We start from the raw sequence: 20,499 nt of genomic DNA, 5'->3' as shown, positions 1-20,499 counted from the left end.
TGGCCCATGTACTCCGAACCGTGAAGGTAGCCCAGATGGATTTCGCCTATTCGCCCAAGGTCCAGGCACTGCGTGAGCGCGTCAGCGCGTTCATGGACGCCTATGTCTACCCCGCCGAGGCGGTGTTCGAGCGCCAGGTCGCCGAGGGTGACCGCTGGCAGCCCACCGCGATCATGGAAGAACTCAAGGCCAAGGCCCGCGCTGAAGGGCTGTGGAACCTGTTTCTGCCCGAATCGGAATACGGTGCCGGCCTGAGCAACCTGGAATACGCCCCGCTGGCAGAAATCATGGGCCGTTCGTTGCTCGGTCCGGAGCCGTTCAACTGCTCGGCGCCGGACACCGGCAACATGGAAGTGCTGGTGCGCTATGGCAGCGAAGCGCAGAAGCGCCAGTGGCTGGAGCCGCTGCTGCGTGGCGAGATCCGATCGGCGTTCGCCATGACCGAACCGGACGTGGCCTCCTCGGATGCCACCAACATGGCCGCCACCGCCGTGCGTGACGGTGACCAATGGGTAATCAACGGCCGCAAGTGGTGGACTTCCGGCGCTTGCGACCCGCGCTGCAAGGTAATGATCTTCATGGGCCTGTCCGACCCTGAAGGGCCGCGCCACCAGCAGCACTCGATGGTGCTGGTGCCCACCGATGCACCTGGGGTGAAGATTGTCCGCCCGCTGCCGGTGTTTGGCTATGACGATGCTCCCCATGGCCACGCCGAGGTGCTTTTCGAGAACGTGCGGGTGCCGTATGAGAACGTGATCCTGGGTGAGGGCCGTGGCTTCGAGATTGCCCAGGGGCGCCTTGGCCCCGGCCGTATCCACCACTGCATGCGCTCGATCGGCATGGCCGAGCGCGCGCTGGAACTGATGTGCAAGCGCTCGGTGGAGCGTACCGCCTTCGGCCGGCCATTGGCGCGTCTGGGCGGCAACGTCGACAAGATCGCCGACTCGCGCATGGAGATCGACATGGCCCGGCTGCTGACGTTGAAAGCGGCGTACATGATGGACACAGTCGGCAACAAGGTCGCCCGCAGCGAGATTGCGCAGATCAAAGTAGTGGCGCCGAACGTGGCACTGAAGGTGATCGACCGGGCGATCCAGATTCATGGCGGGGCAGGGGTAAGTGGCGATTTCCCGCTGGCTTACATGTACGCCATGCAGCGCACCTTGCGCCTGGCCGACGGGCCGGATGAAGTGCATCGTGCGGCGATTGGCAAGTATGAGATTGGCAAGTACGTGCCGGCGGAGATGATGCGTAGCGGGCGGTGATTTTGCCCGCCTGTTCCGGCCTCTTCGCGGGCTTGCCCGCTCTCATGGAACTGCACATAACTCATTGAATTAGCAGGGACCCTGTGGGAGCGGCTTTAGCCGCGAACACCGGCGCAGCCGGTGCCATGCACCGCGTTGGATTCTTCGCGGCTAAAGCCGCTCCCACAGGGTACGAGGATCGCTTGCGAGTTCAGTATTCTGTGCGACAGCGCAGCCCAAAGGGCTGGGCAATCTCCCACAGGTACTGTGCCGCCTCCAAGCTGTGCGCAATACCAGTGGAGCGGGCAAGCCCGCGAAGAGGCCCTTGAAGGCTCACTGGTTCCTCTGGATGGTCAGACCCGCATCTGCGGGTCTTCCTCCTTCTCGCTGACTGTGCGATCGGCATTTGAAGGCTGTCTGGATTGAGCACCCTTGAATTCCCGCTTCTCCCCCCGCGTCTTGACCAGCGAAACCACCACCCCACCCAGCAACAACCCGAACGTCACCCCCAACGAAAGCAACGCTGGCACCTTGCCCACCATGCCGTGGTAGAAGATCTTGCAGCCAATGAAGATCAGCACCAGCGCGAGCGCGTACTTGAGGTAAACGAACCGGTGCATCAGCGCCGCCAGCGCAAAATACAGCGAGCGCAAGCCGAGGATGGCGAAGATGTTCGAGGTATAGACGATGAACGGGTCCTGGGTGATGGCGAAGATTGCCGGGACGCTGTCGACGGCGAATACCAGGTCGGCCAGTTCGATCAGCACCAGCGCCATGAACAGCGGGGTGGCATGGCGTAGCGCCTTGTGCTGCCCGGGCGGGGTCTGCTGCACGAAGAAGTGCGAACCGTGGATCTGCTCGGTGACCCGCATGTGCCGGCGCACGAACTTCAGGATCGGGTTGTTGGCCAGGTCGGGGCGGCTGTCCTCCTTCGACAGCGCCATCTTCACCCCGGTAAACAGCAGGAAGGCACCGAAGATATACAATACCCAGGCGAAGTTCTGCACCAGCGCCGCGCCCACGCCGATCATGATCGCCCGCAGGAATACCACCCCGAGGATGCCCCAGAACAGCACGCGGTGCTGGTAGCGGCGGGGGATGGCGAAATAGCTGAAGATCATCGCCATGACGAACACATTGTCCATCGACAGCGACTGCTCGACCAGGAAGCCGGTGTAGAACTCCAGCGCCGACTGCGCGCCCAACTGGTACCAGACCCCGGCGCCGAACAGCACGCCGACGCTGAAATAGCCCGAATACAGCAGCAGGCTCTCGCGCATTTCGATTTCCCGGTCGTGGCGGTGCAGCACGCCCAGGTCGAGTACCAGCAAACCGATGACGATGGCCATGAACACCAGCCACAACCAGGTGCTGGTACCGAGGAACGGGGTGGTGAGGAATGTCTGTAGAGCTGTCATGAGCCCCTCCTTCAATGTCGACGTTGCATGGCAACAGTGATCCGACATGGCGGCCTGGCAGCCGTCAGAGGGGCCCGGTATCACATGGGCTTGAGCCTAGACCCGTTTGCCGGTGATGCCGAACGGGGAGCTGTTACATTTCTTTGCCAGGGCGCTGTGTAGGAGCGGCCTTGTGTCGCGAACGGGGTGCGCAGCGCCCCCACGGTCTTGGCATCGCCACAGAATTGCCGGGGCCGCTTTGCGGCCCTTTCGCGACACAAGGCCGCTCCTACACCAGTCAGGCCAGAGCAGGCCTATCGTTCAATAAACCCACACTTCCACCCGGCGATTACGCAGTCGCCCTTGCTCCAGTTCGTTCCCTGCCACTGGCAGTTCATCTCCCATCCCCGTCACCTCCAGCACCTCCACGCCATCGCGCGCCAGCTCACGGCGCACCGCCTGGGCCCGCAGGCGGGAGAGCAGGGCGGCGCGGCCGGGTGTCTCCTTGGGGTCGCCAAAGCCCACCAGCACCGCCTTGCGCCGCAACTTGCCCGCTTGGCGCAGGTAGTCGGCCACCCGCTGCACATCGCGCAGGGCCTTGTTGTCGAGGCTGGCGCTGCCTTCCTGGAAGCGGAAGTTCACGCTCAGCCGCTGCGCCTGCTGGGCCAGGGTGCGATAGCGCGGCGGCATGTCGGCCTGGGGGGCTACAGGTTGGGCCTCGATCTGCTGCGCAACGAAACCCTGCTGGGCGACGATCGCCTGGCCCGCCGGGCTCTGAGCGAAATCGGCCAGGGCCTTGGCCTGGGGCTTGGGGTTGGCCGGCAGGTAGAAGTACAGGCGCCGCGATAGCGGGTAATCCTCGCTGGCCACCAGTGCACGCTCCGGCAGCATGGCCGGCGCGTCACCTTCGGCCACCGCCAGCACCTTGGCCCCATGCACCGCCGCCAGGCTGCTGAAACCGATGGCCTGGCGGTCGGTGCTCACTCGCGCGGCCAGCTCGTCGCTGGACTCGAAGCGTTGGGCCTTGGGCGAAAGCTCGCCGTGCTGAGGCTCCAGCACCAGTGCCTTGAAGGTCTCAAAGGTACCGGAGCGGTCGTCACGGGCGTACAGGTGGATGGCCCCGCCGGCAACACCCAATTGTTCCCAGCGCTGGATCTGCCCGGCAAAGATCTGTGCCAGTTGCCCCGTGGTGAGTTGTGGCAGCGGGTTGTCGGGGTGAACGATGACGGCGACTCCATCCAGGCCGATGACCTGTTCGGCGGCAGCGGCGCGCAGGTCGCCCAAAGCCTGCAGTTGGCTTGCTTCGTTGTCGTTGATCGGCCGCGATGCGGCGGCCAGGTCGGCCTCGCCATGGCCCAGGGCGACGAAGCCGGTGCTGGAACCGTGTGCGGCGATGTCGATGCGCAAAGGCTGGCCACGCGTATCGCGAGCGGTGATGACAGTCTCGTTGGCCAGCGTGCCCGGGTATTGTTCGATGGCGGTAGCTTGCTGCGCGCGCAATTGCCCTTGCACCAGCGCTGGCAGCAAGGCCGCGCCGATGGTGTTGGAGCCTTGCACGCGCAGGTGAGCGGGCTCGGCCAGGGTCGCCAGCGGCAGCAGGGTGAGCAGCAAGACAAGCAGGCGGGGCATGCCGGAAGGCCTATGGCATAGAGATGGCCGGCAGATTACGACAGTGGCGTGATGATAATGTGACAGTCCATATGGGGCAGTGGGCTTTGCCTGATGCTTGTAAGTTCGCGTCAATGGGGCTGCTGTGCAGCCCATCGCCGGCAAGCCAGCTCCCACAGGGGCCTTGCCAATCCTGAAACCTGCGCTGTAACTGTGGGAGCTGGCCTGCCGGCGAAAGGGCCGCAAAGCGGCCCCAGCGGTATCAATGCGCCCCGGCAGACTTGCTCAGGTCACTTTCTGCCCACTCGGTATAGATGCACGCATCCGCCACCGCCCAGCGCACCTTCACGGTATCCCCCGGCTGCATCGGCATGCCCGCCGCCGACAAAGCCTTGACCGTCAGCTCGGTACCGCCCGCGGTCACCACATGGCAGGTCTGGCTCTCGCCCAGGAACAGCACTTCGCCAACCTTGGCGCTGACCTCGTTCCAGCCCGCCGGCAGCGGCTCGCGCGCGGCCTGTTCGGCGGTCAGGGCCAGGGCCTTTTCCGGGCGCACCATGATCAGTGCATCCTGCGAGGCGGCCAGGCCCGGGGTCAGGCGGATGGCTACCGGCTGGCCCTCGAAGCTGCCCGCGCCATTGCTGCTGGCCTTGATCCGCAGGAAGTTGGAGTTGCCCAGGAACGACGCGACGAAGGCATTCGGCGGGTTCTGGTACAGGTCGTAACCGGTGCCCAGGCCGACGATCTTGCCATGGCTGAAGATGGCGATGCGCTGGGACAGGCGCATGGCTTCTTCCTGGTCGTGGGTAACGTAGACGATGGTGATGCCCAGGCGCCGGTGCAACTGGCGCAGTTCATCCTGCAGGTCTTCGCGCAGTTTCTTGTCCAGCGCGCCGAGCGGTTCGTCCATCAGCAGGATGCGCGGTTCGTACACCAGCGCCCGGGCGATCGCCACGCGCTGCTGCTGGCCACCGGACATCTGCGACGGCTTGCGGTGGGCGAACTTTTCCAGCTGCACCAGCTTGAGCATGGCGTCGACGCGCTTGCTGGTTTCGCTGGCGCCGAGCTTGCGAATGGCCAGCGGAAAGCCGATGTTGTCGCGCACGTTCAGGTGCGGGAACAGCGAATAGCGCTGGAACACCATGCCAATGTCACGCTTGTGTGGCGGCACGTTGACCAGTGACTGGCCATCGACCAGGATCTCGCCGCTGCTCGGTGTTTCGAAGCCGGCCAGCATCGACAGGGTGGTGGACTTGCCCGAGCCGCTGGAGCCGAGGAAGGTCAGGAACTCGCCGTCCTGGATTTCCAGGTCGAGGTTGTCCACGGCGGTGAAGTCGCCGTAGTGCTTGTTCAGGCCGCGCAGGCTGACCAGGGTCTTGCCGTGCGCGTTGTCTTTGATCACTGCACTCATTGTTGTTTTCTCCGCGCGCTCAGGCGTTGGCTTCGGTGCGCCGGCGCAAGGCGGCGGCAATGAACATGACAAGCAGCGACAGGCCGATCAGCAGGGTCGAGGCCACGGCGATGACCGGGCTGAGGTCCTGGCGCAGGGTGGTCCACATCTTCACCGGCAGGGTCTGCAGGTCGGGGCTGGCCATCATCACGCTCAGCACCACTTCATCCCACGACACCAGGAAGGCGAACAGGCCGCCGGCGATCATCCCCGGGCGAATGGCCGGGAAGGTCACCTTGAAGATCGCCTGCAGGCGCGAGGCGCCGCAGATTACCGCGGCATCCTCGATCGACTGGTCGAACAGCTTCAGCGAGTTGATGATCGAGATGATGGTGAAGGGCAGGGCGACGATTACGTGGCTGACCACGAAGGCGAACAGCGTGCCGGTGTAGCCGAGCTTGAGGAACAGCGCGTACACCGCCACGGCAATGATCACCAGCGGCACGATCATCGGCATGGTGAACAGCCCGTACAGCAGCTCGCGGCCGGGGAAGCGGCCACGCACCAGGGCGAACGCGGTGGGCAGGCCGAGCAGCACGGCGGCGATGGTGGTCAGCACGGCCACCTTCAGGCTGGCCAGCGCGGCGTCCATCCACTCCGGGTTGGAGAAGAACTGGCCGTACCACTTGAAGGTCCAGCCCGGTGGCGGGAACACCAGCCACTGCGACGAGCCGAACGACAGCAACACGATGAACACCACCGGCAGCAGCAGGAAGGCCGCGATGACCCCGGTGGTCAGGTACAGGCCCGTACGCAGCGGGCGGCCCATGGCATTGGGAGACAGGAGCATGGCGGTTTACCTCGCGTTGCCAACCGGGGATTCCGGCTGCAGCTTCAGGTACAGGTAGAAGAGCACCAGGGTGATCACCACCAGCAGTGCGGCGGCGGCGCTGGCCAGGCCCCAGTTGAGGAACGACTGCACCTGCTGAATGATGAATTCGGGCAGCATCATGTTCTGCGCACCGCCCAGCAGGGCCGGGGTGACGTAGTAACCGAGCGACATCACGAATACCATCAGTGCCCCGGAGAACAGCCCCGAGCGGCACAGCGGCAGGAACACCTTCCAGAAATTGGTCCACGGGCTGGCGCCGCAGATCGAACCGGCCTGCAGCACCATCGGGTCGATGGCGTGCATGGTCGCCTGCAGCGGCAGCACGATGAACGGGATCATGATGTAGCTCATGCCGATCACCACGCCGGTCAGGTTGTGCACCATTTCCAGCGGGGCATCGATGATGCCCATGGCCATCAACGCCTTGTTGATCACCCCCGAGCTCTGCAGCAGCACCAGCCACGAGTAGGTGCGCGCCAGCAGGCTGGTCCACATCGACAGCAGCACGATGTTCAGCAACCAGCGGCCCCAGCCCTTGGGCACCAGGGTAATTGCCCAGGCCAGGGGGAAGCCCAGCAGCACGCTGATCAGGGTGACCACGCCGGCCACCGAGAAGGTGTTGAACAGCACCCGCGCATAAGCCGAGTTGGCGAACAGCTGCTCGTAGTTGCCCAGGCCCGGCGTTGGCTCCAGCACCCCGCGCAGCAACAGGCCGGCCAGCGGGGCAAAGAAGAACAGGCCAAGGAACAGCAGCGCCGGCAGCAAATTGCGGCTGCCTTTCCAGCGCTGGCTCAGGCTGACGCGACGGGGGGCCGTTCCCGGGGCGCCGGTGCCCGTGGGGGCACCTTGCGCGTTATGCAGGGCGTTGATGGCGACTTTCATTTGACCAACCACTCATTCCAGCGGGCTGCGATGGCCTGGCCGTTCTTGGCCCAGTAGGCGAAGTCGAGGGTGACCTGGTCCTGGGCGTAGGCGGTCGGCAGGTTCTGCGCGAGGTCTTTGTCCAGCTTGGCCACGCTTTCGACGTTCACCGGCGCGTAGGCAGTCTTGTTGGCGAACTCGGCCTGGCCTTCGGCGCTGCTGGCGTTGGCCAGGAACTTCATGGCGGCGTCCTTGTTCTTGGCACCTTTGGGGATGACCAGGAAGTCGGCCATGACCAGGTTCTGCTTCCAGCTCACGCCCACCGGTGCACCGTCTTGCTGCAGGGCATAGACGCGGCCGTTCCAGAACTGGCCGAGCGAGGCTTCACCCGAGGCCAGCAGTTGCTGCGACTGGGCGCCGCCGCCCCACCAGACGATGTCTTTCTTGATGGTGTCGAGCTTCTTGAAGGCGCGGTCCAGGTCCAGCGGGTACAGCTTGTCGGGGGCTACGCCGTCGGCCAGCAGGGCCAATTCCAGTACGCCTGGGCTGGGCCATTTGTACAGGGCGCGCTTGCCGGGGTAGGTCTTGGTATCGAACAGTGCGGTCCAGTCCACCGGTTTGTTGGCACCGAGCTTGCCTTCGTTGTAGCCGAGCACGAAGGAGAAGAAGAACGAGCCGACGCCATGGTCGGAGACGAAGCGCGGGTCGATCTTGTCGCGCTTGATCTGGGTGAAATCGAGGGGTTCGAGCAGGCCTTCGCTGGCGGCACGCAGGGCAAAGTCGGCCTCGACGTCGACCACGTCCCACTGCACGTTGCCGCTCTCGACCATGGCCTTGAGCTTGCCGTAGTCGGTAGGGCCGTCCTGGACGACCTTGATATCGGTGGCTTTGGTGAAGGGTGCGGCCCACGCTTCTTTCTGGGCGTCCTGGGTGGTACCGCCCCAGCTGACGAAGTTCAGGCTGTCGGCGGCCTGGGCAGCCTGACATGCCAGGGTCAGCAGGCTGGCGGACAGCACTGCGGTTACACGTTTGCTCAACAGCATGGTTACGCCCTCGTTGCTTTTGTTATTCGAGGCGGGGCTTGTGGTGCGCCCGCCAACAGTGTTCGGGGAGCAGCTAAAACAAAGTGTCTTGTGGCCGTTTTTGATTGTAGGTGCCGGCCTGCAGATTCAAGGTCTACGGGATATCATATTATGGTATTCCAAACTTTTGGCAAGAGGCATGAGGCTACCGGCCATCACTCCATCCTCAGGTCTGGGCACATTGCTTATCGGGGCGATCGATTCGAACAGGGGTCTAAAAGCTTGCGCGGTCTGTGTGGGAGGGGGCGAGCCCGCGAACACGGGCGAAGCCCGTGCCATGCACCGCGGTGTCTGCCTCGCGGGCTCGCCCGCTCCCACAGGGTCCGTATATCAACCTGTAATCCCGGGCTCGAAGGGGATGCTTTGCACGACCTCCAGCTCATACCCCGCCAGCCCCGCATATTTCAGCGGTGGGCCCAGGTGGCGCAGCTTGCCCACGCCCAGGTCCTGCAGGATCTGCGCGCCTGTACCCACCTCCGAGTACACCTTCGATTGCCCACGCTGGTAAGGCCGCACCGGCTGGGTCAGCTGCGGCACGCGTTCCAGCAGCGCCTGCGAGGACTCATGGTTGGCCAGGACCACCACCACGCCGGCGCCTTCCTCGGCCACTTTCTGCAGCGCCGCCCACAGCGTCCAGTTGGCAGGGCCGGCGTATTCGGCGCCGACCAGGTCGCGCAGCGGGTCGATCACGTGCACTCGCACCAGGGTCGGCTGCTCGCGGCGGATATCGCCCATGACCATGGCCATGTGTACGCCACCTTCGATGCGGTCTTCGTAGGTGACCAGGCGGAAGGTGCCGTGCACGGTCGGCAGTTCGCGTTCGCCGATGCGCTTGATGGTCTGCTCGGTACTCAGGCGGTAGTGGATGAGGTCGGCGATGGTGCCTATCTTGATGCCGTGCCGGGCAGCGAACACCTCCAGGTCCGGGCGGCGGGCCATGGTGCCGTCATCGTTGAGTACTTCGACGATAACCGACGCCGGGGTGAACCCGGCCAGGCGCGCCAGGTCGCAGCCGGCTTCGGTGTGGCCGGCGCGTGTCAGCACGCCGCCTTCGCGGGCGCGCAGGGGGAAGATGTGGCCGGGTTGCACCAGGTCTTCGGGGCGGGCGTCGGGGGCCATGGCCGCCGCCACGGTACGCGCCCGGTCGGCAGCGGAAATACCGGTGGTAACGCCCGTGGCCGCCTCGATCGACACGGTGAAGGCGGTGCTGAACACGCTGCCGTTGGCCGGCACCATCTGCTCCAGGCCCAGGCGTTGGCAGTGATCGTCGGTCAGGGTCAGACAGATCAGCCCGCGCGCTTCACGGGCCATGAAGTTGATGGCCTGGGCGTCGCAACGCTCGGCGGCGATCAGCAGGTCGCCTTCGTTTTCCCGGTCCTCGTCATCCACCAGCAGGACCATCTTGCCTTGCCGGTAGTCCTCGAGAAGTTCTTCGATGGTGTTGAAAGCCATGTTGCACGCTCACTGTGGTGGGGTGATTATTATGGTATACCATCATACACAAATATCGCCGTAACAGGAGAGCAACGCATGAAGGCCTATTGGATTGCCCATGTGGACGTGACCGACCCCGAGCAATACCAGCAGTACACCCAGCGCGCCCCGGCTGCCTTCAAGGCATTCGGCGGCCGTTTCCTGGCCCGTGGCGGGCGTAGCGAGGCAATGGAAGGGCGGCCTACCCCTCAGCGTAGCGTGGTGATCGAGTTCGATTCGTACGAGCAGGCGCTGGCGTGTTACCGGTCCGAGCTGTACCAGGAGGCGTGCAGCCATCGCCAGGGGGTGGCGAAGGCTGAGGTGATCATCGTCGAAGGGTTCGAGCCCTGAATAATGGCTGCTGGCCCTATCGCCGGCAAGCCAGCTCCCACAGGTACTGCACAGTATCTGAAACCTGTGCAGTACCTGTGGGAGCTGGCTTGCCGGCGATAGGGCCATTACTGTCGAAGCAGAAACTCAAGGCATGCCAGGCAATTCATGCGGCCGCAGGTCGAACACCAGCACCTCGGCATCCACCCCATTGCCCAGCTCCAGCACCTGTTCCTGCCTCACCCGCACCCCATCCCCTTCATTCAGCACTTGCCCATTGAGCTCGATGCTGCCCCGGGCCACATGCACATAGGCATGGCGGTTTTCCGGCAAGGTCAGGGTGGCACGCTCGTCACCGTCGAACAGGCCGGCATACACCCGCGCATTCTGCCGTACCTGCAATGACCCCTCGGCGCCATCCGGCGAGATGATCAGGCGCAGCTTGCCGCGCTTTTCCTCGGCACTGAAATGCTGTTGCTGGTAACGCGGCGTTGCGCCTTGCACGTTCGGTACGATCCAGATCTGCAGGAAGTGCACCGGCTGCACCTGGCTGTGGTTGAACTCGCTGTGGGCCACGCCGTGGCCAGCGCTCATCAGTTGCACATCGCCCGGGCGGATCACCGAGCCGGTGCCCAGCGTGTCCTTGTGCTCCAGCGCGCCTTCCAGCACGTAGGAGAAAATCTCCATGTCGCGGTGCGGGTGCTGGCCAAAGCCCTTGCCGGGGATGACGCGGTCGTCGTTGAACACCAGCAGGTCCGAGAACCCTTGCTCGTCCAGGTTGCGGTAGTGGCCGAAAGAGAAGGTGTGGAACGATTTCAGCCAGCCATGAAAGGCCAGGCCGCGGTCTTTGGCGTTACGGACGGTGAGCATGGTGATTCTCCTTGAATGCCGGGGCCGGAAGGGCTGCCGTGCTGTCTATGGAGATAACTTTACTGTCACCTATTTCTTTAAAAAATAGTGTCTGGAAGGAATTACTGTCTTGTGATGCGTGACAGTTGCCCCAGGTTTTTGTAGGGCAATTCTGAGTTTTCCGCCGCTCGGTCTCTTTCTGTTTTGCCGGTGATAGCGTCGGGATTTCCATACAGGGAGTTGCTCATGACACGCATATCGATACATGGCAAAGGACAGGCACTCGATGGAGACCTCACCACCACCGGGGCGGTCTGCATAGCCAGCAGTACCAATTATCGGGGGAACGACCAGCGTGCTCTGCGCCTGGGGGACACCACGACAGAGTGCCCGGAATGCAAGAAGCCCGGGGTAATCGTTGATGGGCTGCCTTTCTTCAACATCGAAGGAAAACCAGCTGTGGTAGACGGGGCGCTGGTCAAGTGTGGCTGTCCAGAGGGCAATAACCGGGTCATTGCAAGGTCTGCGGTTCACTCTGCGGGTGGCCGTGCAACTCAGACAGCGCCATCGTCGCCTACCACCCGGAGTTCGCCTTCCTCACCGGAGCAGACCCCAGCCCAGGCTTTCAGCGCTTTTGAACGCGACTCAATGGCAATATTGGAGCCGGGTTTCCATATCGTGCAGCGCAGCATGTCATTCGAGCAGGTGCTGCAAAGCCTGGGCGCAACAAATAACCTGCTGCCTGTCTCGCTGCTGCAACGTCTGAATCCGACCTTTCCCGAAGGGTTCAAGGCGGGCGAGATTTTTGTCCTCGGCAGCCCGAGTAGTGGCTATGCCTGCAGCTTTGAGGAGAACCAGCTGATCATGGTGGCAGAGAGGGCGCGGGAGTCGCTATCGATTCTCTCCCATGAAGAAGCCAACTTCATGATGGAACACATCGGCGAGATTGCTGGAGTGCTCAATGGGGCGAGCCAGTCGATGGGCGTGGGCAAGGACATGCTCGAACGAGGGTTGGGGCAGGTCAAGGATACGTTGAAGGGAATCGAGGCTCTGCATCAACGAGAGTTCGCGGTATATGGCCATTTGAACAGCCCGAGTTTCTTTGCTGCGCGTAGGGAGCTTTATCAGCAACTCGGGGCGCAACTGCGGATCGGTTTTTTGAACAAGGCATTAAATCTGGGCAGTCATGACACCTTGCGCCGAGACCTCGGCATCTCCACGAAAAGCGTTGTACATCACTGGAAGAAGGCAGGTGCGCCGGGGCAGATACCTGGGTATGCAACGCATCTGGACGAAGTGGCGAAGACTTCACAGTATCTCAAGTATGGAGGCTGGATCGGGATCGGGCTTGGCGGTGGCTCCTCTTATCTGAAGGTTCATGAAACTTGCCGCGCAGGTGAGACCGAAGAATGCAAGAAAATCCGATTCACAGAGACCGGGAGCTTCTCGGGTGGGTTAGCCGGGGGAATGGCAGGCGCAAAACTGGCGGCTGATGCATCCCAACTGGTTTGTGCATTTGGCATATACGGCAAAGTGGCTTGCGGAATTTTGTTGGTTGGCAGTGCTTCATTTGCTTTGAGCAAAATGGGCGAAGGTCTTGGAGAGACGACAGGTGAGTTACTGTTCGAGAAACTCTATGACTGAGTTCACAGCGTGGCCTATCAACTTGCGGCTTGCATTTCTATTGGCGCCCTTTGTCATCGGGGCTGTCGGACTTGGAGTTCACTACCGTTTAACGATGGGGAGGCGCTTTGAGGAGCTTTGCTCGGCGTTTCAGAACAGCCCGGGCCTGAAAGAAGATCTGAAATATTGGACCACGATATCGATCCGAACGAGGGCAATGATTGTTTCAGGCGTTATGCTGGGAGCAGTTTTCCCTGTGCTGGTTGTTCGTAGAGGGCTGTTGAATGCTGAAGACTGTCGGAACTGTCCTATCCCTCTCAAGCGGCGCCTGCAAATCTCCTTTTGGTGTAATGCTGTTGCATGCACATGGGTAATTGCAGCCTGGACCATCATTGAACTCGGCAAATAATAGCCATAAAGAGACCCGTCGGTCTCTTATTTGAAGTAATGAACTGCTCGATTGGAACAACCGTGGAAAGTGGAACTGCATTCGGGCCAAACCCAAGTGGCCCAGGGTCGATATCTACATCGGCGCGGACGGTGCCATAGATAGCCGCACCGATGGCAGATTCATTGAAGCCTGCGGGCCATTTCCGCCATAGAAGCAAAAGACCCGCCTAGGCGGGTCTTCTGGTCTTCGATTTACTGCAGGTGCACTTTAAGTTCGGTGCCCGCCTGGCGCATCGCCGCCTTTACCGCCGGCACCTGGCTCAGCGGGTTGAGCAAGCCATAGTCATGAATCATCCCGTTGTACCGTACCGAGGTCACAGTCACGCCAGCGGCATTCAGCTTGCGGGCATACGCCTCACCTTCATCGCGCAGCACGTCGAACTCGGCCGTCTGCACCAATGCCGGCGGCAGGCCCTTGAGTTGCTCAGTGCTGGCCCGCAGCGGTGAGGCGTAGATCTGTTCCCGTGCCTTGGCATCGGTGGTGTAGTTGTCCCAGAACCATTTCATCATCCCGGTGGTAAGGAAATGCCCCTCGGCAAACTGCTTGTACGACGCAGTTTCGAAGCTGGCATCGGTCACCGGCCACAGCAGCAGCTGGAAACGCAGGGCCGGGGTGCCGGCCTCTTTGGCTTTCAACGCCACTACTGCCGCCATGTTGCCGCCGACGCTGTTGCCGGCCACGGCCAGGCGCTTGCCGTCCACGCCAATTTCCTTGCCATGCTCGGCCACCCAGCGGGTGGCGGCGTAGGCCTGGTTGATCGCCGTCGGGTAGTGCGCTTCCGGCGATGGGGTGTAGTCGACGTAGACCGCCACTGCGCCAGAGCCAACCACCAGGTCGCGGATCAGCCGCTGGTGGGTCGGGAAATCGCCGAGCACCCAGCCGCCACCGTGGAAGAACATGAACACCGGCAGGTCACCCTTCACGTTGGCCGGGCGAACCACTTGCAGTTTGATCGACTCGCCGTTGGCCTGGATGGTGCGTTCCTTCACCTCGATACCCGAGAGTTCGACCTTTACCGAGGCCTGGGCACCGGTCAGCACCGCGCGGGCGTCTTTCGGGCTGAGCTGCTCCAGTGGCTTGCCGCCGCCTTGTTCCAGGGCTTCGAGGAAGGCCTGGGTGTGCTGTTCGATACCCGGGCTGCCAGCGGCGAAGGCGCTGGAAACGGACAGGGCCAGAAGGGAAGCGGTAAGGGTTTTGTGGACAATGTTCATGAGCGAATCCTTTTCTGTTGAATGTTGGTAATGGGCGTCTTGCCTGGCCTTCAGGGCCATCGCTGCGACTTGTGCGTAGATTAGGGAGATGCGCTGATGGGAAAAAGCCGCTATAAAGCGTTTGACTGTCACCAAGAGCGAGACAATGAACCCTTACGAAGATATGCGCATCTTTGCCCAGGTCATGGAGGCTGGCAGTTTCACCGCTGCGGCCGACCGCCTGGGGATGTCCAAGCAATCGGTCAGCCGGCGCCTGATGCAGCTGGAGGAGCGCCTGGGCGTGCGCCTGCTCAATCGCTCCACCCGGCGCCTGGACGCCACGCCGCTGGGCCAGCACTACTACCAGTCGGCGCTGCGCCTGCTCGGCGAAGTGCAGCAGGTGGAGCACGACATCAGCGGCCAGGCCCAGGCCTTGCGTGGCACCTTGCGCCTGAGTGCGCCGCTGTCGTTCGCCATGGCGCACCTGGGCTGCCTGCTGACCGAGTTTCTGCAGTTGCACCCGCAGGTGGATGTGGAAGTGGACTTGAGCGACCGCGCTGTTGACCTGATCGGCGAGGGCTATGACCTGGCGCTACGGATTGGTGCGCTGGAGGACTCCAGCCTGATTGCGCGGCGCATTGCCAGTGTCGAGCGGGTGTATTGCGCGAGCCCGGCGTATCTGGAAGCGCGGGGCGTGCCGGCCAGACCGGAGCAGTTGGCTGGGCATGATTGTCTGCCATATGGGCATTCGCGGCAGGTGCAGTGGCAGTTCAGCCAGGGCGGCAAGGCACAGGCGATCCAGGTGGCCGGGCGGATGCGGGCGAACAATGGCGAGCTGCTAAGGGATGCGGCGATTGCCGGGATGGGGGTGACTTATCTGCCAACCTTCATCGTGGGCCAGGCACTGGCGGATGGGCGACTGGTGACGGTGCTGGATGAGTGGCGACCGCCGGCGCTGCAGCTGTCGGCGGTGTACCCGCAGCACCGACAGGTGGCGCGGCCGGTGCAGGGTTTTGTGAACTTCCTGCGCGAGCGGTTGGAGCAGCTCTGACCTTCGGTATTAGAGTGGGCGTCTTCGCGGGTAAAGTTCCGCATCGGGCTCGGCATTCCCTGCCGCGAAGCGCCGCCCGGTCTCACAGACGCTGCAAAACCGCCGGCCTGATCTCACCTCACTCATACCCCTGCGCCCCGGCAATATGCCGCCCGGCCACATAGCCAAAGGTCAATGCCGGCCCCAGGTTGATGCCACCCGACGGATACCAGCCGCCAAACACGCTGGCCATATCGGTACCCGCCGCATACAGGCCAGCAATCGGCTGCCCAGCCTCATCCAGCACCCGGGCATTGCCGTCGGTGCGCAGCCCGGCAAAGGTGCCAAAGCAGCCGGGCTGCACCTTCACCGCATAGAACGGCCCCTGCTCGATGGGTGCCACGCAAGGGTTTGGCCCCTTGTGCTGCGGGTCACCCTGCTTGCGGTTGAACGGTGTGGAACCACGACCGAACGCTGGGTCCTGGCCGTTGCGGGCATGGTTGTTGAAATCGCTGACCGTGGCGCGCAGCCCTACCGGGTCGATGCCGCAGGCCTCGGCCAGCTGCTCAAGGGTGACACCCCGCTTGAGATAGCCGCTGCGCACGTGCGGCCACACCGGCAGTGGCTTCGGGCGGGCGTGGCCCAGGCCGTAGCGGCGCAGGAAGCGGTGGTCACAAACCAGCCACGAACACACCTCTTCGCCCTGCGGCACCGCCGCGACCATCGCTGACACATAGTCGTAATAGCCATGCGCTTCGTTGACGAAACGCTTGCCGTCGGCCAGCACGCCGATGATGCCCGGTTTGCCGCGTTCGATGATGTGCGGGAAGTGGCCGACACTGCCGTCGCGGTGCGGCACTCGCGAAACCGGCGCCCAGGCCACCGGCGACTTCAGGTCGGTGGCGACCACACCGCCGGCCGATTCGCCCAAGCGCAGGCCGTCGCCCGAACAACCCTTGGGGGGCAGGGCCAGGTTGTCGTGGCCGCTGGCATCGCGCGGGAACAGTTGCCGGCGGCGGGCGTTGTCGTTGGGGAAACCACCCGCCGCGAGCACCACGGCCTTGGCACGGATCAGTTGCTCGCCCTGCGGTGTAGCCACCAGCGCCCCCCGCACCTGGCCATCCTCGACCAGCAGGCGTTTGGCCGGTGCCGACTCCTGCAGGCGCACGCCCAGGTCCTGCGCCGACCTGGCCAGGCGGGCCACCAGCGCCACGCCGTTGACCAGGTGCATCGCCCGGCCATACCGGGCCAGGTGGTAAAGGTGGCGGCCAAAGCGTTTGCACACGTGCAGCAAGGCCTTGGGCGAGCGGGTCATGTTGAGGAACGCGGCAAGGTCGGCACCCGCCATTATCGGCATGCCCATGAATGAGGTTTCGCGCATGGTCTTGCGCAGGCGTGGCAGCAGCGCACCCACCTCGCGGGCGTCATAGGGCGCGGCAATCACCTGGTGCCCGCCCTGGGCCGCGCCCGGTGTGTCGCCATGCATGTCGGGGATGCCGTTGCCGTCGGCAAACTGCAGCGCTGTGTGCTTTTCGAAAAACGCCACCATGTGCGGGCAGGCTTCGAGGAAGGCGTCGACGCGTTCGGCGTTGTAATACGCCCCCAGTTCATTGCGCAGGTAGGTACGCGGCTGCTCGATGTCTTCCTCGATGCCGGCCCGGCGTGCCAGCGGGTTGCGCGGGACCCAGGCCCAGCCGCCGGACCAGGCGGTGGCGCCGCCGAACACTGGCTCCTTCTCCACCACGATCACCTTCTGCCCATGCCAGGCAGCCGTCACGGCCGCAGCCAGCCCGGCGGCACCAGAACCTATGACCAGTACATCGCATTCGGTTTCGTAGGGAGCGGAAGGCATTGCGGGATTCCTGTGTTGTTATTGGAACAAGGTTCCACATTCTTATTGGCAGCGAACCGGCCCGCAAGGGTGTGGCGGCCCTGCCGGGCAAGTAATGGGCGATAACCGGACAGTTCGTGTCGCGCTGGCTGCAGCGGCTATCGGCGGTATGGAATCATCTTCTAGAATTCGCAAAAATTTCAGGGACCTGTGTCATGGCTGGTAGTCAGATCGAACGCGCCTTCAGTCTTGTAGAAAGCCTTACCGGTGAACCGCAGGGGCTGCCGTTGCAAACCCTGGCCGAGCGCCTGGACATCCCCAAGAGCGCCACCCATCGCATGCTCACCGAGCTGGTGCGGCTGGGCTATGTGCGGCAGAACCGGGACAACAGCCGCTACCAGCTGTCGGCCAAGCTGGTGGCGCTGGGCTTCCGTTACCTTGCCAGCAGCGGTGCTGACATCATCCAGCCGATTCTCGACCGCCTGGCCCAGGACAGCGGCGAACTGGTGCGCCTTGGCGTGATAGACGGTGCCCGCCAGACCTGGATCGCCAAGTCCCAGGGCGCCCGCTCCGGGCTGCGCTACGACCCGGACATGGGCCGCGACGCACCGCTGTTCTATACCGCGTCCGGGCATGCCTGGCTGGCCAGCCTGGACGATGAGCAGGCGCTGCAGATGGTATTGCGCCAGGGCATTGCCGACCCGGCGCAGTTCGGCCCGAATGCGCCGCGCTCCACCGACGAGTTGCTCACCTACCTGCGCCGCGCCCGCGAGCGCGGTTATGCCTGGGTCGAGGAAACCTCGGCCATCGGCACCTCGGCCCTGGCTGCAGTGGTGCGCCGCCCGCAAAGTGACGAGGTGATCGGTGTGCTTAGCATCGCCGGGCCCAGTGCGCGCCTGGCGCAAAGCCGCCTGGCAGAACTGGCGCCGCTGTTGCTGGCGGCGGCAGAGGAACTGTCGGCGGCCAGCCGGGCCAGTGAGTTGTTCGCCTGAAGGTGCATTTCCGGTCGATTACCGCACACTCTGTTCTACAGCTTCTTCTGAAAAGCTGAACCTGGTTCTAAATTGTTTAATGTGGATTGTGGAATTGGATTCCGGAATCTGCGTGACAACAATGACAAGAGGACAGGCTGTTGAACGCACCCCTTCGTATTGCCTTGATCGGCGCCGGCAGCATGGGCCGCCAGCATTACCAGCATTTGCTAAATGTGCCGCAGGCCCAGCTATGCGCTGTGGCCGACCCGGGCCCGCAGGCCGAGGCCTTTGCTGCCGAATGCGGCGTGCCCTGTTTTGCCGACCACCGCCAGATGCTGGAGCACGCGCGCCCCGAGGCAGTGATCGTCGCCAACCCGAACAACCTGCATGTCGCCACCGCCCTGGACTGCGTCGAGGCCGGTGTACCGGTGCTGGTCGAAAAACCGGTGGGCGTGCACCTGGATGAAGTCCGCGCGCTGGTGGAAGCCTCGCGCCGCCACAATGTGCCTGTGCTGGTCGGCCATCACCGCCGGCACAACCCGCTGATCGCCAAGGCTCACCAGGTGATTGCCGACGGCAAGCTGGGCCGGCTGATCAACGTCACCGCACTGTGGCAATTGCAAAAGCCCGACAGCTATTTCGAAACCCCCTGGCGCCGCGAGCCGGGCGCTGGCTTCTTGCTGACCAACCTGATCCATGACCTCGACCTGCTGCGCCACCTGTGCGGCGAGGTGGTGCAGGTGCAGGCATTCACCCGCAACGATGTGCGCGGTTTTGCCAACGAAGACAGCGCCGCGGTGCTACTGCAGTTCGCCAATGGCGCATTGGGCAGCCTGACTGGCTCCGACGCGGTGGCCGCGCCGTGGAGCTGGGAGCTGGACTCCGGCGAAAGCCCGGTCTACCCGCGCCAGGATGGCCAGCCGTGCTACCTGCTGGCCGGCACCCAGGGGGCGCTGAGCATTCCGCAACTCAAGCGCTGGCACTACGCCGAGGTCGGGTCGGGCTGGCACACGCCGTTGTTGCAGAGCGAGGAAAGCATCCCCGCCGGCGAGGCATTGACCTTGCAACTGCAACACTTCGTGCGGGTTGCCCGGGGTGAACAGGCGCCGCTGATCGATGCCGCCGATGGTGGCCGTACCCTGGCGCTGATCGAGGCGATCCGCCAGGCAGCGGAAACTGGCCGGGCCTGTGCGCCCGAGCACATCGCTTGACTTGTCTGGTGACGATAATGACTGAACGAATTTTCTCCCTGGCGGCCCTGACGGTACTCGAGCTGTCCCCGCCGGACATGGTCGAGGCAGCCGCCCGTGCCGGTTACAGCCACGTTGGCCTGCGCCTGGTGCCCGCCACCGAGCAGGAACAGCATTTCCCGCTGGTGGCCGACACCGGCCTGCGCCGGCAGACCCAGGCGCGCCTGCGCGACACGGGCATCAAGGTGCTCGACCTCGAGATCCTGAGGCTGAAGCCGGAAACCTGTGTAGCCGATTTCGAGCCGATCCTGGCGGTGGGCGCCGAGCTGGGCGGCACGGAGCTGCTGGTGGCTGGCAACGACCCGGATGAAGCGCGGCTGACCGAGCGCTTTGCTGCGTTGTGTGACCTGGCGGCGGGGTATGGCATTCATCCGCATCTGGAGTTCATGCCTTGGACTGATGTGCGTGACCTGCGCCAGGCCATGCGGGTGGTGGCCAACGCCGACCGCGCCAATGGCTGTGTGCTGGTGGATGCCTTCCACTTCAACCGCTCCGGCTCTTCGCTGGACGATCTGGCACAACTGGCGCCGCAGCGCATGCGTTATGCCCAGCTGTGCGATGTTGCCGGCCCGGTGCCGGCCGACATGGACGAGATCTTGCGCCAGGCACGCAACGAGCGGCGCTTCCCAGGCGAGGGCGATGCCGATCTGGTCGGCCTGCTGCGCGGCTTGCCGCCAAGTGTGCCGTTGAGCCTGGAGATCCCCACGCGGCAGTTGCTGGAACAGGGCATGAGCGGCGAACAGCGTGCGCGCATGGCGCTGGAGAAGGCCATGGCAGTACTGGCCAGAATCTGATTGATAGAACGCGGCGCATGGCACGGGCTATCGCCCGTGTTCGCGGGCAAGCCCGCTCCCACACGTACTGCGCAAGCCTGGAACATGGCGCCACCTGGGAGCAACTGTTTTGCTCAAATTTCAAAAGGTGGCGCGATCCCTGTGGGAGCAACTGTCTTGCTCAATTTCTAAAATCTAGCGCGTCACCTGTGGGAGCGGGCTTGTCCCGCGAACACGGGCGAAGCCCGTGC

The 20,499-nt window shown here is 63.5% G+C and carries 17 protein-coding genes; 7 read left to right on the top strand and 10 right to left on the bottom strand.

The features are described 5' to 3' along the window. Positions 1 to 35 precede the first annotated feature (35 nt). Positions 36 to 1,265 carry an acyl-CoA dehydrogenase gene (locus tag ABIB24_RS26205; protein ID WP_013973159.1) on the top strand — a complete coding sequence of 410 codons (1,230 nt, stop codon included), beginning with the start codon at positions 36 to 38 and terminating at the stop codon, positions 1,263 to 1,265. A gap of 332 nt (positions 1,266 to 1,597) precedes the next feature. Here the strand turns inward: ABIB24_RS26205 and ABIB24_RS26200 are convergent, their stop codons facing one another. The 7 genes from ABIB24_RS26200 to ribBA all read right to left on the bottom strand — a co-directional run bounded on the left by ABIB24_RS26200 (position 1,598) and on the right by ribBA (position 9,926). Next, a complete protein-coding gene (locus tag ABIB24_RS26200; protein WP_354317629.1) occupies positions 1,598 to 2,662 on the bottom strand; it encodes a TerC family protein in 1,065 nt (354 codons plus the stop codon). A 300-nt stretch (positions 2,663 to 2,962) separates the two neighbouring features. Next, positions 2,963 to 4,270 carry a substrate-binding domain-containing protein gene (locus ABIB24_RS26195; protein ID WP_274079876.1) on the bottom strand — a complete coding sequence of 436 codons (1,308 nt, stop codon included), beginning with the start codon at positions 4,268 to 4,270 and terminating at the stop codon, positions 2,963 to 2,965. Between the two features lie 241 nt (positions 4,271 to 4,511). Further along, positions 4,512 to 5,660: an ABC transporter ATP-binding protein gene (locus tag ABIB24_RS26190; RefSeq protein ID WP_025339644.1), complete on the bottom strand. Its 1,149-nt coding sequence runs from the start codon at positions 5,658 to 5,660 to the stop codon at positions 4,512 to 4,514. Positions 5,661 to 5,679: 19 nt separating this feature from the next. Continuing rightward, positions 5,680 to 6,489, bottom strand: coding sequence for an ABC transporter permease (locus ABIB24_RS26185; protein ID WP_015270845.1), 810 nt, complete (start codon positions 6,487 to 6,489; stop codon positions 5,680 to 5,682). A 6-nt stretch (positions 6,490 to 6,495) separates the two neighbouring features. Next, positions 6,496 to 7,413 (bottom strand): ABC transporter permease, encoded by a 918-nt coding sequence (locus ABIB24_RS26180; protein ID WP_015270844.1) that lies wholly within the window; start codon positions 7,411 to 7,413, stop codon positions 6,496 to 6,498. Beyond that, entirely contained in the window at positions 7,410 to 8,435 is a 1,026-nt protein-coding gene (locus ABIB24_RS26175) for an ABC transporter substrate-binding protein (RefSeq protein WP_354317626.1), read from the bottom strand. The genes ABIB24_RS26180 and ABIB24_RS26175 overlap by 4 nt, the downstream gene beginning before the upstream one ends. Positions 8,436 to 8,804: 369 nt before the next feature. Then, a complete protein-coding gene (gene ribBA, locus ABIB24_RS26170; protein ID WP_286919911.1) occupies positions 8,805 to 9,926 on the bottom strand; it encodes a bifunctional 3,4-dihydroxy-2-butanone-4-phosphate synthase/GTP cyclohydrolase II in 1,122 nt (373 codons plus the stop codon). A 78-nt stretch (positions 9,927 to 10,004) separates the two neighbouring features. Here ribBA and ABIB24_RS26165 point away from each other — a divergent pair, with 78 nt between their 5' ends. Then, positions 10,005 to 10,298 carry a DUF1330 domain-containing protein gene (locus ABIB24_RS26165; protein ID WP_025339641.1) on the top strand — a complete coding sequence of 98 codons (294 nt, stop codon included), beginning with the start codon at positions 10,005 to 10,007 and terminating at the stop codon, positions 10,296 to 10,298. A 126-nt stretch (positions 10,299 to 10,424) separates the two neighbouring features. Here the strand turns inward: ABIB24_RS26165 and ABIB24_RS26160 are convergent, their stop codons facing one another. Then, complete coding sequence (locus ABIB24_RS26160) at positions 10,425 to 11,147, bottom strand: pirin family protein (RefSeq protein WP_274120987.1); 723 nt, start codon at positions 11,145 to 11,147, stop codon at positions 10,425 to 10,427. 225 nt (positions 11,148 to 11,372) lie between these two features. Between ABIB24_RS26160 and ABIB24_RS26155 the strand changes: the two genes are divergently transcribed. Continuing rightward, a complete protein-coding gene (locus tag ABIB24_RS26155; protein WP_274079873.1) occupies positions 11,373 to 12,770 on the top strand; it encodes a PAAR domain-containing protein in 1,398 nt (465 codons plus the stop codon). 621 nt (positions 12,771 to 13,391) lie between these two features. Here the strand turns inward: ABIB24_RS26155 and ABIB24_RS26150 are convergent. After that, a complete protein-coding gene (locus ABIB24_RS26150; RefSeq protein WP_274079872.1) occupies positions 13,392 to 14,411 on the bottom strand; it encodes an alpha/beta hydrolase in 1,020 nt (339 codons plus the stop codon). A 145-nt stretch (positions 14,412 to 14,556) separates the two neighbouring features. Here ABIB24_RS26150 and ABIB24_RS26145 point away from each other — a divergent pair, with 145 nt between their 5' ends. After that, on the top strand, positions 14,557 to 15,441 hold the full coding sequence (locus tag ABIB24_RS26145) for a LysR family transcriptional regulator (RefSeq protein ID WP_274079871.1): 885 nt from the start codon (positions 14,557 to 14,559) through the stop codon (positions 15,439 to 15,441). 118 nt (positions 15,442 to 15,559) lie between these two features. Here ABIB24_RS26145 and ABIB24_RS26140 read toward each other — a convergent pair whose 3' ends face one another. Further along, on the bottom strand, positions 15,560 to 17,272 hold the full coding sequence (locus tag ABIB24_RS26140) for an FAD-dependent oxidoreductase (protein ID WP_274079870.1): 1,713 nt from the start codon (positions 17,270 to 17,272) through the stop codon (positions 15,560 to 15,562). Positions 17,273 to 17,466: 194 nt separating this feature from the next. On the opposite strand from ABIB24_RS26140, the gene ABIB24_RS26135 reads away from it, so the two are divergent. The 3 genes from ABIB24_RS26135 (at position 17,467) to ABIB24_RS26125 (ending at position 20,269) form a co-directional block, all read left to right on the top strand. Next, positions 17,467 to 18,243: an IclR family transcriptional regulator gene (locus ABIB24_RS26135; protein WP_085663306.1), complete on the top strand. Its 777-nt coding sequence runs from the start codon at positions 17,467 to 17,469 to the stop codon at positions 18,241 to 18,243. Positions 18,244 to 18,383: 140 nt separating this feature from the next. After that, positions 18,384 to 19,436: a Gfo/Idh/MocA family protein gene (locus ABIB24_RS26130; protein WP_085663307.1), complete on the top strand. Its 1,053-nt coding sequence runs from the start codon at positions 18,384 to 18,386 to the stop codon at positions 19,434 to 19,436. 17 nt (positions 19,437 to 19,453) lie between these two features. Beyond that, a complete protein-coding gene (locus ABIB24_RS26125) occupies positions 19,454 to 20,269 on the top strand; it encodes a sugar phosphate isomerase/epimerase family protein (RefSeq protein ID WP_274079869.1) in 816 nt (271 codons plus the stop codon). Positions 20,270 to 20,499 lie beyond the last annotated feature (230 nt).

The organism is Pseudomonas sp. UYEF17, assembly GCF_040546125.1.
GTDB lineage: Bacteria > Pseudomonadota > Gammaproteobacteria > Pseudomonadales > Pseudomonadaceae > Aquipseudomonas > Aquipseudomonas putida_Z.
Note: the sequence above shows the minus strand (reverse complement) of the source record. Positions and strands in the feature narration are given on the sequence as shown.

Bases quoted from the DNA above. Each gene is read 5' to 3' on its own strand.
- ABIB24_RS26135 (WP_085663306.1), top strand. From the start codon at position 17,467: ATGGCTGGTAGTCAGATCGAACGCGCCTTCAGTCTTGTAGAAAGCCTT.
- ABIB24_RS26185 (WP_015270845.1), bottom strand. From the start codon at position 6,489: ATGCTCCTGTCTCCCAATGCCATGGGCCGCCCGCTGCGTACGGGCCTG.
- ABIB24_RS26175 (WP_354317626.1), bottom strand. From the start codon at position 8,435: ATGCTGTTGAGCAAACGTGTAACCGCAGTGCTGTCCGCCAGCCTGCTG.
- ABIB24_RS26180 (WP_015270844.1), bottom strand. From the start codon at position 7,413: ATGAAAGTCGCCATCAACGCCCTGCATAACGCGCAAGGTGCCCCCACG.
- ABIB24_RS26200 (WP_354317629.1), bottom strand. From the start codon at position 2,662: ATGACAGCTCTACAGACATTCCTCACCACCCCGTTCCTCGGTACCAGC.
- ABIB24_RS26190 (WP_025339644.1), bottom strand. From the start codon at position 5,660: ATGAGTGCAGTGATCAAAGACAACGCGCACGGCAAGACCCTGGTCAGC.
- ABIB24_RS26205 (WP_013973159.1), top strand. From the start codon at position 36: ATGGATTTCGCCTATTCGCCCAAGGTCCAGGCACTGCGTGAGCGCGTC.
- ABIB24_RS26145 (WP_274079871.1), top strand. From the start codon at position 14,557: ATGAACCCTTACGAAGATATGCGCATCTTTGCCCAGGTCATGGAGGCT.
- ABIB24_RS26160 (WP_274120987.1), bottom strand. From the start codon at position 11,147: ATGCTCACCGTCCGTAACGCCAAAGACCGCGGCCTGGCCTTTCATGGC.
- ABIB24_RS26155 (WP_274079873.1), top strand. From the start codon at position 11,373: ATGACACGCATATCGATACATGGCAAAGGACAGGCACTCGATGGAGAC.
- ribBA (WP_286919911.1), bottom strand. From the start codon at position 9,926: ATGGCTTTCAACACCATCGAAGAACTTCTCGAGGACTACCGGCAAGGC.
- ABIB24_RS26125 (WP_274079869.1), top strand. From the start codon at position 19,454: ATGACTGAACGAATTTTCTCCCTGGCGGCCCTGACGGTACTCGAGCTG.
- ABIB24_RS26140 (WP_274079870.1), bottom strand. From the start codon at position 17,272: ATGCCTTCCGCTCCCTACGAAACCGAATGCGATGTACTGGTCATAGGT.
- ABIB24_RS26195 (WP_274079876.1), bottom strand. From the start codon at position 4,270: ATGCCCCGCCTGCTTGTCTTGCTGCTCACCCTGCTGCCGCTGGCGACC.
- ABIB24_RS26165 (WP_025339641.1), top strand. From the start codon at position 10,005: ATGAAGGCCTATTGGATTGCCCATGTGGACGTGACCGACCCCGAGCAA.
- ABIB24_RS26150 (WP_274079872.1), bottom strand. From the start codon at position 14,411: ATGAACATTGTCCACAAAACCCTTACCGCTTCCCTTCTGGCCCTGTCC.